The organism is Microbacterium oleivorans (assembly GCF_001644225.1).
GTDB lineage: Bacteria > Actinomycetota > Actinomycetes > Actinomycetales > Microbacteriaceae > Microbacterium > Microbacterium gawkjiense.
In genome coordinates this window covers 145,279-157,087 of the sequence record NZ_LSTV01000001.1, presented here as the reverse complement: position 1 = coordinate 157,087, position 11,809 = coordinate 145,279, and the positions used below count along the sequence as shown (strand labels likewise).

General features: G+C 69.9%; 11 protein-coding genes. 3 read left to right on the top strand and 8 right to left on the bottom strand.

The annotated features are described in order from the left end of the window. The first annotated feature begins 16 nt into the window (after positions 1 to 16). From AYL44_RS00725 to AYL44_RS00715, 3 genes are read left to right on the top strand one after another with little or no spacing between them, the layout of a single operon-like run. Positions 17 to 457 carry a PTS sugar transporter subunit IIA gene (locus AYL44_RS00725; protein ID WP_064001361.1) on the top strand — a complete coding sequence of 147 codons (441 nt, stop codon included), beginning with the start codon at positions 17 to 19 and terminating at the stop codon, positions 455 to 457. Then, positions 454 to 1,617 carry a mannitol-1-phosphate 5-dehydrogenase gene (locus AYL44_RS00720; RefSeq protein WP_064001360.1) on the top strand — a complete coding sequence of 388 codons (1,164 nt, stop codon included), beginning with the start codon at positions 454 to 456 and terminating at the stop codon, positions 1,615 to 1,617. The genes AYL44_RS00725 and AYL44_RS00720 overlap by 4 nt, the downstream gene beginning before the upstream one ends. Then, positions 1,614 to 2,372: an alpha/beta hydrolase gene (locus tag AYL44_RS00715; protein WP_064001359.1), complete on the top strand. Its 759-nt coding sequence runs from the start codon at positions 1,614 to 1,616 to the stop codon at positions 2,370 to 2,372. The genes AYL44_RS00720 and AYL44_RS00715 overlap by 4 nt, the downstream gene beginning before the upstream one ends. Positions 2,373 to 2,440: 68 nt before the next feature. On the opposite strand, the gene AYL44_RS00710 is transcribed toward AYL44_RS00715, so the two are convergent. The 8 genes from AYL44_RS00710 to AYL44_RS00675 all read right to left on the bottom strand — a co-directional run bounded on the left by AYL44_RS00710 (position 2,441) and on the right by AYL44_RS00675 (position 11,656). After that, the gene (locus AYL44_RS00710; RefSeq protein ID WP_064001358.1) at positions 2,441 to 3,349 is read right to left on the bottom strand and encodes a DUF559 domain-containing protein; all 909 of its coding nucleotides are present in this window, start codon (positions 3,347 to 3,349) and stop codon (positions 2,441 to 2,443) included. 155 nt (positions 3,350 to 3,504) lie between these two features. Then, a complete protein-coding gene (locus AYL44_RS00705) occupies positions 3,505 to 4,620 on the bottom strand; it encodes an adenosine deaminase (RefSeq protein WP_064001357.1) in 1,116 nt (371 codons plus the stop codon). A 24-nt stretch (positions 4,621 to 4,644) separates the two neighbouring features. Continuing rightward, positions 4,645 to 5,937: a thymidine phosphorylase gene (locus tag AYL44_RS00700; RefSeq protein ID WP_064001356.1), complete on the bottom strand. Its 1,293-nt coding sequence runs from the start codon at positions 5,935 to 5,937 to the stop codon at positions 4,645 to 4,647. Then, positions 5,934 to 6,332 carry a cytidine deaminase gene (locus AYL44_RS00695; protein WP_018188778.1) on the bottom strand — a complete coding sequence of 133 codons (399 nt, stop codon included), beginning with the start codon at positions 6,330 to 6,332 and terminating at the stop codon, positions 5,934 to 5,936. The genes AYL44_RS00700 and AYL44_RS00695 overlap by 4 nt, the downstream gene beginning before the upstream one ends. A 49-nt stretch (positions 6,333 to 6,381) precedes the next feature. Beyond that, on the bottom strand, positions 6,382 to 7,665 hold the full coding sequence (locus tag AYL44_RS00690) for an ABC transporter permease (protein WP_082886047.1): 1,284 nt from the start codon (positions 7,663 to 7,665) through the stop codon (positions 6,382 to 6,384). After that, complete coding sequence (locus AYL44_RS00685; protein WP_064002402.1) at positions 7,662 to 8,879, bottom strand: ABC transporter permease; 1,218 nt, start codon at positions 8,877 to 8,879, stop codon at positions 7,662 to 7,664. The genes AYL44_RS00690 and AYL44_RS00685 overlap by 4 nt, the downstream gene beginning before the upstream one ends. Positions 8,880 to 8,935: 56 nt before the next feature. Next, positions 8,936 to 10,456 carry an ABC transporter ATP-binding protein gene (locus AYL44_RS00680; RefSeq protein ID WP_064001355.1) on the bottom strand — a complete coding sequence of 507 codons (1,521 nt, stop codon included), beginning with the start codon at positions 10,454 to 10,456 and terminating at the stop codon, positions 8,936 to 8,938. Between the two features lie 90 nt (positions 10,457 to 10,546). Further along, positions 10,547 to 11,656 carry a BMP family lipoprotein gene (locus tag AYL44_RS00675; RefSeq protein ID WP_064001354.1) on the bottom strand — a complete coding sequence of 370 codons (1,110 nt, stop codon included), beginning with the start codon at positions 11,654 to 11,656 and terminating at the stop codon, positions 10,547 to 10,549. Positions 11,657 to 11,809: the final 153 nt, after the last annotated feature.

Here is an 11,809-nt window from a genome sequence, read left to right as displayed (position 1 = left end):
CCAGAAGGAGAAAGTCATGGCTCGCGACGTCCTCACCCTCGGTCAGATCCGCATCCACTCCGGCTCCGTCAGCCAAGAGCAGGCGATGAAGGAGGCGGCCGACATCCTCGAGGCCGCCGGCGCCGTCACCGGCGCCTACTTCGACGCCATGCAGCAGCGCGAGGTCGCAGTGTCGACCTACATGGGCAACGAACTCGCCATCCCCCACGGAACGAACGAGACCAAGGAGGCGATCCTCGACTCCGCACTGTCCTTCGTCCGCTACGACGGAGGCGTCGACTGGGGCGGCGAACACGTGTCGTTCGTCGTCGGCATCGCCGGCAAGGGCGACGAGCACCTCGAGATCTTGTCGCAGATCGCCCTCCTGTTCTCCGAGGACGAGGAGGTCGCGAAGCTCAAGGCCGCGCAGACGCCCGAGGAGCTGTACCAGCTGCTCGCGACGGTGAACAACGCATGAAAGCCGTCCACTTCGGCGCCGGCAACATCGGCCGCGGCTTCGTCGGACTGCTCCTGCACGAGGGCGGGTACGACCTCGTCTTCTCCGACGTCGCCCCCACCCTCGTCGAGACCATCAACGCGGCATCCGCCTACACCGTCCACGAGGTCGGACCGGGCGGCGGCGACAAGACGGTCACCGGTTTCCGCGCCCTCGACAGCCGGGCCGACCCCGACGCGGTCGCCGACGAGATCGCGACGGCGGACGTCGTGACGACGGCGGTCGGGCCCAACATCCTGCCCTTCGTCGCGCCGCACATCCTCGAAGGGCTCGCCCGTCGAGCGGCGGACGCGAAGCCCCTACAGGTCATGGCGTGCGAGAACGCGATCGGCGCGACCGACACCCTCCGCGCCGAGATCGAGAAGCTCGCCGGCGATGCCTGGGGCGACCTCCAGGCCCGCGCGGTCTTCGCGAACACCGCGGTCGACCGCATCGTCCCGGGCCAGCCCGAGGGCGCCGGCGTCGATGTCACCGTCGAGCCGTTCTTCGAGTGGGCGATCGAGCGCGGTCCCTTCGGCGACGACCTGCCGAACATCCCCGGCGCGCACTTCGTCGACGACCTCGCGCCCTACATCGAGCGGAAGCTCTTCACGGTCAACACCGGCCACGCTGCGACCGCCTACTTCGGGTACGTCGCCGGGATCACACGCATCTCGGACGCCCTCGCCGACCCCGGCATCCGCACCAAGGTCGAGCGGGCCCTCGAGGAGACGTCCGCCTTCCTGTCGGCCGCCCACGGCCTCGATGCCGGCGAACTGGCCGACTACCGCGCGACCATTCTCGACCGGTTCTCGAACGAGGCGCTCCCCGACACCGTCCAGCGCGTCGGCCGGCAGCCGCTGCGCAAGCTCTCGCGCCACGAACGTTTCATCGGACCGGCAGCTGCTGCCGCCGAGCGCGGACTCCCGGTGGACGGTCTCGTCGCCGCGATCGCCGCCGCTCTGCGCTTCGAGGACGCCGCGGATCCGCAAGCGGTCGAGTTGCAGGAGCGCATCCGGACCGAGGATGCCGCGGCCTTCACCACCTCCGTCACGGGCCTCGACGCGGAGCATCCGCTCTTCGCGCGCGTGCACGAGCAGGTCGCGCAGCGGCAGACCGAGCTCGGCGTCTACCGCGCGTGAGCGCGGCGAAGCGGCCCCGGTCGCGCGCACGGCGCGTCATCACGATCGTCGCGCTGTCGCTGGCGGGGCTGCTCGTCGCCGGCGTCGTGGGCATCGTGGTCTGGAGCCAGGTCGGGGTGATGGATGCCGAGGCGGCCCCGCTCGCATCGGTGCGCGAGGACGACCGGATCGTCGTCTCCGACACCGGCGGGAACGTCGTGATGTCGCCCGCGTCCGGTGGGAGCACGGTCGGCCTCGTCTTCATCCCGGGAGCGAAGGTCCAGGCCGAGGCCTACGAGGCGAAGCTGTCGGGGCTCGTCGCCGAGGAGGGGATGACGGTCGTCATCACCCGCCCCTGGCTGAACCTCGCGTTCTTCGACCCGCGGCCGTTGTCGGACTTCACGTCCGCCGCACCGGGTGTCGAGGCCTGGCTCGTGGGCGGCCACTCCCTGGGCGGCGTGCGCGCGTGCCAGCTCGCACCGGATGCCGACGGGCTCGTCCTCTTCGGCTCGTACTGCGCGAACGACCTGTCGGATACCGGCCTGCCGGTGCTGAGCATCTCCGGCGCGGAGGACGGCCTGTCGACGCCCGAGAAGATCCAGGACGCCCACGGGATGCTGCCCGCCGACGCCGCGTTCGTGGAGATCGCGGGAGCCGCGCACGCCTCCTTCGGGGACTACGGCCCCCAGGCCGGTGACGGCACCCCCGCGATCGACGACGCCGACATGACGGCCGAGATCACGGCATCCGTCGCGGAGATCCTCCCCCGCCTCTGAGCGCCGCCGAGGTCCCACTCCGGCCGGGTAGCCGCACGCCATTCCCGGCCGGAGTGGGACCTCGCTCGTCATGGCGCCCAGCCGGTCTCTCGCAGCGCGGCGGCGACCATACGGATGGCGGGCTGTCCGTCACCCCGCAGATGGTGACGGAGGATGCGGACGAGGTGCCACCCCTGCGCGCGGATGTCGTGCCAGCGGTCGGCGTCGCGCTCGAACTGCGCCCGGTCCTCGGCGTGCTGACGTCCGTCGTACTCGACCGCGACCCTCCAGCTCTCGTAGGCCATGTCCAGCCGGGCGACGAACCGGCCGTCCGATGCGCGGAGGACGAGGTTGAGGCTCGGCTCGGGAAGCCCGGCGGCGCAGAGGACGAGCCGCAGCCGCGTCTCGGTCGGCGACTCGGCCCCCACCCGTACGTCGGCGAGCGCCGCCGTCAGAACGTTCTGCCCGCGCCCCGGCCTCCGCGCGACCTCTGCTGCGAGGTCATCGAGCGTGAGCAGCCCCGACCGTCCTACGAGGAAGTCGCCCGCGACGACAAGATCCTCGTGGGTCCACCACGACGCGACGTGCCGCCAGGCGCTCGCCGGCGATTCGACCCGCAAGCCGCCGACGGTGCGCACGTCCGACGCGCCCGGCCCGAGCCGGTGCCCCACGACGCCCGACACGCGCGGCTCCCGATCCGGGCGGTGTGCGGCGACGTGGAGGCGCTGCGATGCCCGGTCGGACGGAAGCGGGACGCCGTGCAGAGCGAGCGCCGTGCTGTGGCTGAAGAACTGCCACGGCCGCATCCGTTCCGCGAACTGGCGAGCTCGGGACTCGATCGAGTCGAGATCGCGGCCCACGGGCACGCGGACACCCGGATACGGGATCGCGAGGTCCCCTGCATCCAGCCGCCCCGCGGACTCGCCGGCATCCCGGGCGTCGCGGACGCTGAACGCGCGGTCGCTGAGGTGATCGGGAAGGGGTCGGGGTCTGCGCATCCCCGCAGGGTGCCGCCTCGCCGAACCCCGTCAGCACCGCTCTCCGCAGCCCGCGGACAAGTGCCGCTCGGCTCCCCCTGGGGAGGAAGGACGAGGTCCCGATCAGGCCGGGTATGAGGGCGCCATACCCGGCCCGATCGGGACCTCGAGAGCCGTCAGGCCGAGAAGCCCTCACCGATGAGCTCGATGAGTTCCTCGCGCTCCTCGATCGTGAGGAAGGCGGCCGCGGCCGCGTTCAGCTGGAACGCCTCGAGGTCCTCGAGCGTGTACTCGAACGCGTCGGCGAGCAGCGAGAGTTCGCGCGTGAGCGACGTGCGGCTCATCGTGCGGTTGTCGACGTTCACCGTGACGGCGAACCCGAGCTGGTAGAGCAGGTCGAAGGGGTGGTCTTCGAGCTGCGTCCCCCACGCGGCGATCGCGCCGGTCTGCAGGTTCGACGACGGCGAGAGCTCCAGCGGGATCTCGCGGTCGCGCACCCAGCGGGCGAGGTCGCCGAAGCGCACCTGCACCTCCTCGCCCTTCTGCTCGACGACGTCGAGGTCCTCGGCGATGCGCACGCCGTGTCCGAGGCGCAGGGCGCGGCCGTCGATGAGGGCCGAGCGGATCGAGTCCAGACCTGCTGCCTCACCCGCGTGGACCGTGGCCGGGAAGAAGGCGGATGCCAGGTAGTCGAACGCCGGGCGCAGGTTCGACGGCGGGAACCCGGCCTCGGGACCGGCGATGTCGAACCCGACCGCGCCACGCCCGCGGTGGCGGACGGCGAGCTCGGCGATCTCGAGCGACCGGTCGGTGTGGCGCATCGCGCTGATGAGCTGGCCGACCCGGATGTCGCGGCCCGACGCCTCGACGGCGTCCTCACCCTCTTCGATGCCCTCCTGCACGGCCTCCACGACCTCGTCGAGGCTCAGACCGCCCTGCAGGTGCTGCTCGGGAGCCCAGCGGACCTCGCCGTAGATCACGCCGTCGGCGGCGAGATCCTCGACGAACTCCTTCGCGACACGGCGCAGGCCGTCGCGGGTCTGCATCACGGCGATCGTGAGATCGAAGGTCTTCAGGTACTCGACGAGCGAGCCGCTGTCGGACTGGTCCTCGAACCAATCGGCGAGGTCGTCGGCGGCCGCCTCGGGAACCTCGACGCCGACCTCGTCGGCGATCTCGATGATCGTCTGCGGGCGCAGCGCGCCGTCGAGGTGGTCGTGCAGCGAGACCTTGGGGAGCGAGCGGATCGAGACGCCCTCGAGCTTCGCGTCGCCGTGCTGGTCGATGGCCATGGGTGCAGTCCTGTCGTGAGGGGGTCAGGCGGTGATGCGCTCGAGGACGAGCGGAGTGGATGCCGGTGCCTCGGCACCGATCTCCCAGGCGCCCTCGAGCGCCTCGGTGGCCCGCGCGAAGCGGTTCTCATCGTCGGCCAGCAGGGTGAACAGCGGCTGTCCGGCCGTCACGGCGTCGCCCGGCTTCACGTGCAGGTCGATGCCAGCGGCGTGGATGACGGGGTCCTGCGCACGTGCCCGGCCCGCCCCGAGGCGCCACGCGGCGATCCCGAACGGCAGGGCCTCGAGCCGCGTGATCACGCCGGACTCGGTCGCGGTGACGGTGTGCGTCTCGCGCGCGGACGGGAGCGCGGCATCCGGGTCGCCGTCCTGCGCTCGGATCATGCGGCGCCAGGAATCCATGGCGCGTCCGTCCTTCAGAGCAGCCTCGACGTCGGCATCGGGCTGACCGGCGAGGGCGAGCATCTCGCGGGCGAGGGCCACGGTGAGTTCGACGATGTCGGCGGGGCCGCCGCCGGCGAGCACCTCGACCGATTCGCGGACCTCGTTCGCGTTGCCGATGGCGAGGCCGAGCGGCGTGTTCATGTCGGTCAGGAGGGCCGTCGTGGCGACACCCGAGTCGGTGCCGAGCGCGACCATCGTGCGGGCGAGCTCGCGCGCCTTGTCGACGTCCTGCATGAACGCGCCGGAGCCGAACTTCACGTCCAGGACGAGCGAGTCGGTGCCCTCGGCGATCTTCTTGGACATGATGCTCGAGGCGATGAGCGGGATCGCCTCGACCGTCCCCGTGACGTCGCGCAGCGCGTACAGGCGCTTGTCGGCGGGGGCGAGCCCCGATCCGGCCGCGCAGATGACGGCGCCGACGCCCTGCATCTGCGCGATCATCTCGTCGTTGCTGAGGGCTGCTCGCCAGCCGGGGATGGCCTCGAGCTTGTCGAGCGTACCGCCGGTGTGGCCGAGGCCGCGGCCCGAGAGCTGCGGCACCGCGACACCGAACGAGGCGACGAGGGGGGCCAGCGGCAGGGTGATCTTGTCGCCGACACCGCCGGTGGAGTGCTTGTCGACGGTCGGCTTGCCGAGACCGGCGAAGCTCATCCGCTCACCGGAGGCGATCATCGCGTCGGTCATCACGCGGATCTCGTCGCGGCTCATGCCGTTCAGCAGCACCGACATGGCGAAGGCAGCCATCTGCGAGTCCGCGACGTATTCGCGCGTGTACGCGTCGATCATCCAGCGCAGGGCGTCCTCGGGGACCGCTCCCCCGTCGCGCTTGATGCGGATGACGTCGACGGCGTCGAACGCCTCGACCCCGCTCATCGGGCGGCCTCCAGATCGCGCGGACCGAAGGCGTCGGGCAGGACCTCGTCGATCGTGCGGATTCCCGACACGGTCTCGAGCAGCATCCCGGGGATCGCGAACTCGTTGAGCAGCTGTCGGCACCGTCCGCACGGCATGATCGTCTCGCCGTCGTTGTTGACGCAGACGAACGCCACGAGCTCGCCGCCGCCGGTCATGTGCAGGTTCCCGACCAGGCCGCACTCGGCGCACAGGCCGACGCCGTACGACGCGTTCTCGACGTTGCAGCCGGTCACGATCCGTCCGTCGCTCACGAGCGCCGCAGCGCCCACGCGGTAACGGGAGTACGGCGCGTACGCCTTCTCCATGGCCTCGACGGCTGCCGAACGCAGCTCGTCCCAATCGATGTCGGTCACGACTCTTCCTTCGTAGTTCTGGCGGATGCCGCGGCTCGCGGCATCCCGGTCAGCCCTTGATGTAGGGCTTGCCCGACGCGGCAGGTGCCCGCGACTTGCCGACGACACCGGCCACAACGAAGATCGTCACGACGTAGGGCACCATCAGCATGAATTCGCTGGGCACGGGCGCGCCGATCACGCTGAGCGTGTTCTGCAGGTTCGACGCGAAGCCGAACAGCAGCGCGGCGAGGGTGGCGCGGATGGGGTTCCACTGGCCGAAGATGACGGCGGCGAGCGCGATGAAGCCGGCGCCGGCGGTCATCTCCTTGTTGAAGGCGATGCCGTTGCCGATCGTGAAGACCGTGCCGCCGAGGCCCGCGATCGCGCCGGCGAGCAGCACGTTCCAGAACCGGGTCGCGTTGACCTTGATGCCGACCGTGTCGGCGGCCTGCGGGTGCTCGCCGACGGCACGCAGTCGCAGTCCCCACCGGGTGCGGAACATGCCGAAGAACACCGCGGCGACGACGATGTACATGACGTACACGATGATCGTCTGGCGGAACAGCACCGGTCCGAGGACGGGGATGTCGCTCAGCAGCGGGATCGGGATGCGGTCGAATCGCGGCGGCTGGTTGAGCGTCGCCGCATTGGGCTGGAGCACCTGCGAGAACAGGAAGCTCGTCAGGCCCGTGACGAGGACGTTGAGCACGACACCGACGATCACCTGGTCGACGAGGTAGCGGATCGCGAACACGGCGAGGATCGCCGCCACGAGCACACCGGCGACCATCGCCGCCACGAGACCCAACAGGGGCTGGCCGGTGACGGTGCTGACGACGGCTGCCGTGAAGGCGCCCGCGAGCAGCTGACCCTCGATCGCGATGTTGACGACGCCCACCCGCTCGCCGATGACGCCGCCGAGCGCGCCGTAGATGAGCGGCACTGCGAGGGTGAGGGAGCCCGCCAGCAGACCCACGACGGGGATCGCGGCGCCGGCTGCGGCCCAGGTCAGGAACCCCACGACCACGAGGAGGACGTACGCGACTGTGACCCACAGCGGCGAGCGTCCCGAACTGCGGACGAGGTACGCCGACCCGGCGGTGAGCAGGACCAGCAGCACCAGGATGCCGATGGTCGTCGCGCCGACCGGGACCACCAGATCGGCCAGCTTGATCACGTCGGTCTGGGTCGACAGGCGGAAGGTGCTCTCACCGCCGCGGGCGGCGACGAGCACGAGCAGCGCGTAGAGGACCGTGAACACCGCGAGGGCGATCGGAGCCTTCCAGCTGCGGATGATGGTGGTCTCGGGCAGCACGTCGGCCGTCGAGGTCTGAACCACGGGGGCGCTCACGCGGCCACCTCCTGCGACTTGTCGGACTGCGCCTTGAGCTCCTTGCGGCGCGCCTTCTCGGCGCGGCGCCGGTCGCGCTCGGGCGAGGGCAGGCCGAAGATCGTGCGGACGAGCGGCGGCGCCGCGATGAAGAGGACGATGAGCGCCTGGACGACGGTCACGATCTCGATCGGCACCTGCTCGGCGGCCTGCATCGAGAATCCGCCCGCCTTGAAGGCGCCGAAGAGGATGCCGGCGGCGAACGTGCCCCACGGGGTCGACCGTCCGAGCAGGGCGACGGTGATGGCGTCGAAGCCGATGCCCGCGTCGATGTCGGACGAGAAGCCCGTCGTCACGGTGCCGAGCACCTGATTCACGCCGGCGAGGCCCACGAGACCACCGGCGAGGAGCATGCCGTAGACGTACATGCGCGGCACGCTGATGCCCGCGACGCGCGCGGCGGCGGGGTTCTCCCCCACGGCCCGGAACTGGAAGCCGAGGCTCGAGCGGTTGAGGATCCACCAGACGACGACCGTGGCGATGATGACGAGGATGAACCCGAGGTGCAGATTGAACTGCGGCCCGAGGAGGTCCGGCAGGATCGCCGTCTCCTTCATCGCGGGCGTCTTCGGGTTGCTGGAGCCCGGTGCCTGCAGCAGGCCCGGCGTGCGCAGCATCCACGACACGAGGTAGAACGCGACGTAGTTGAGCATGATCGTGACGATCACCTCGTGGGCACCGGTGCGGGCCTTGAGGAACCCGGCGATGCCCGCCCAGAGCGAGCCCGCCATGATGCCGGCCAGCAGCGCCACCAGCATGTGGATGACGGGCGGCAGATCCAGGCCGAACGCGACCCACCCGGCGGCGGCCGACGCCATCAGCATCTGACCGCGACCGCCGATGTTGAACATGCCGATCCGGAACGCGAGCGCGACGCCGAGGCCGGCCGCGATGAGCGGCGTGGCGAAGGTGAGCGTCTCGGTGAGCGGACGGATCGCGCGGGCGAAGGTCGGCGCACCGAAGTTGAAGATCGAGCCCTGGAAGAGGGCGCCGTACGCTCCCGACACCGCCTGCCAGATGGCGACGAACGTGTCACCCGGGCGGGCGAAGAAGTAGCCGGATGCCGCCTGGACGCCGTCGTCGGTCGCCGCGATCATGATGCCGCCGGCGATGAGGGCGAGGACGACGGCCAGGACCGAGATGATCGCGCTGCCCTGCGTGATCTGCAGGAGCATCGTGTGCCACTTGGACGGCTGAGGCGCGTCGGTGCGCGCGGGTTCGGTGGCGACGCTCACGCCGCGACCCCCTCTCCGGGGGCGCTCTCGCCCGCCATCATGAGGCCGAGGACCTCACGTTCCGTGTCTCCCGGGACGATCCCGACGATGCGTCCGCGGTACATGACCATGATGCGGTCGGCGAGGGCGGTGACCTCATCGAGCTCGGTCGAGACGACGATGACCGGCACCCCGGCATCCCGCGTGTCGACGATCCGCTTGTGGATGAATTCGATCGACCCGACGTCGACACCGCGGGTGGGCTGGGCGGCGACGAAGAGCGACAGGTCGCGGCTGAGCTCGCGGGCGAGGACGACCTTCTGCTGGTTGCCGCCCGAGAGACGGCCGACCGGGGTGTGGATGCCGGGCGCCCGCACGTCGAACTCGGCGAACTTCTCCTGCGCGAACGCCTCGAGCACTCCGCGCTGGACGGCGCCGCCGCGGACGAACGGCTCGCCGTCGGCCCGGTCGAGCATGAGGTTCTCGGCGATCGTGAACGCACCCACGAGGCCGTCCTCAGTGCGGTCCTCGGGGACAAAACCGACGCCCTCGTCGAGGATGCGGCGGACGCTGCGTCCGACGAGCTCCGTGCCGTTGAGGGAGATCGAGCCGCGCGTCTGCGGCTGGAGGCCGAGGAGCGCCTCGGTGAGCTCGGTCTGACCGTTGCCCTGCACGCCGGCGATGGCGAGGACCTCACCACCGCGGACGGTGAAGCTGACGTCGCTGACGACGACGTGGCCGAACGGATCGACGACCGTGAGGTTCTCGACGACGAGAGCGGCGTCGTTGAGCTTCGGCGCCTCCTTCTGCACGGTCAGCTCGACGGCGCGGCCGACCATCAACGAGGCGAGCTCGGCGTTGGACGCGGTCGGGGAGGCCTCGCCGACGACCTTGCCCAGGCGGATGACCGTGATGCGGTCCGCGACCTCGCGGACCTCGCGGAGCTTGTGGGTGATGAAGACGATCGAGGTGCCGGCATCCTTCAGCTGACGCATGATCGCGATGAGCTCATCGGTCTCCTGCGGCGTGAGGACGGCGGTCGGCTCGTCGAAGACGAGGACGCGCGCGTCGCGGGACAGCGCCTTGATGATCTCGACGCGCTGCTGCACGCCGACGGGCAGGTCTTCGACGAGAGCGTCGGGATCGACGTCGAACCCGAATCGTGCGGAGATCTCGCGGACCTTCTCGCGCGCAGCGGCCAGGTCGAGGAACCCACCTGCCTTGGTGGACTCGTGGCCGAGCATGACGTTCTCGGCGACGGTGAAGACGGGGATGAGCATGAAGTGCTGGTGCACCATGCCGATGCCGGCGTGCATCGCATCGCCGGGGCCGGTGAAGTTCTGCACCTGGTCGTCGAGGAGGATCGCCCCCTCGTCGGCCTGGTACAGGCCGTAGAGGACGTTCATCAGCGTCGACTTGCCGGCGCCGTTCTCACCGAGGAGACAGTGGATCTCACCGGGCTGGACGACGAGGTCGATGTGGTCGTTGGCGACGAGTGATCCGAACCGCTTGGTGATACCGCGGAGCTCGAGCTTCATAGAGCCGATCCTAAGAGAGGGGCGCGCAGAGCGCACCGGACGCAAAGAACGTGGGGGGCCGGAATTCCGGCCCCCCACGTCCGAAGGGGATTACTGGGCGAGGTAGGAGTCGACCGTGATCGACCCGTCCACGATGCCCGCCTTGATCGTGTCGAGCTCACCCTGCAGGTCGGACGAGACCTTCGACTCGAAGTCGTGGAACGGCGCGAGGCCGACACCGTCGTTCTCGAGCGTTCCGATGAACGGGGCGGCGTCGAACTCGCCCTTGCCCGCGGCGGTGACGGCGTCCTCGACACCGACGTCGATCAGCTTGCGGATCGAGGTCAGCAGCAGCTCGGCGACGCTCGGGTCGGTCTCGTAGACGTCCGCGTCGACACCGATGAGGGCGATGTCGCGGCCGGAGTCACGGACGACGGATGCCGCGGACTGGTAGATCGGGCCGCCGACGGGCAGCAGCACGTCCACGCCCTGGTCGACGAGACCCTGGGCGGCGTTGATGGCGTCCTGGTTGGCGGTGAAGCCACCGGTGAAGACACCGTCCTTGCCGTCCCAGCCGAGAACCTCGACGTTCTCGCCCTTCTGCTCGTTCCAGTACTCGACGCCCTGACGGAAGCCGTCCATGAAGACCGTGACGGTCGGGTAGGGCTGGCCGCCGAAGGTGCCGACCTTGTCGGCCTCCGAGTACGACGCGGCGGCGTAGCCGGCGAGGAAGGCAGCCTGCGAGGTGTCGAACAGCAGCGGCTTGATGTTCGGGGCGTCGGTCTTGCCGTCGAAGTCGTTGTCCACCGGGTCGTCGATCGAGACGTACTCGATGTCGGGGTTGGCCTTCGCGGACTCGCCCGCGGCGGATGCCAGGGCGAAGCCGACCGTGATGATCATGGTGCAGTTCTGGTCGACCAGGTTCTGCAGGTTGGGGGCGAAGTCGGTCTCGCTGTCGGACTGGACCGTGATCGGCTTGACGCCGAGCGCCTCGGAGGCCTTCTGCAGGCCCTCGAAACCGAGCTGGTTGAACGACTTGTCGTCGAAGCCGCCGAAGTCGGACACCATGCAGGGCAGGAAGCCGTCGACGGCTCCGCCGGGCTCAGCGCCGGCGCTGCCGGAGGGGGTGGCTTCGGGTGCGGTCCCACATCCGGCGAGGGCGACGAGAAGGCCCGCTGCGGCGGAGATGCCGACGAGCTTCTTGGGGGTCGAGAGAGTCAATGCAGCCTCCACATTGAAGGCGCCGCGGACTTCGCGGCGGCTCAACTGAAGTTACCTACTGTGACGCCGAGGACGCAGCGTGATCAGGCCGTACGCCGGAATGGTTACAAAGCCGCAATCATCCCGTCACGGGAGCGGCATCCTGCACAATTG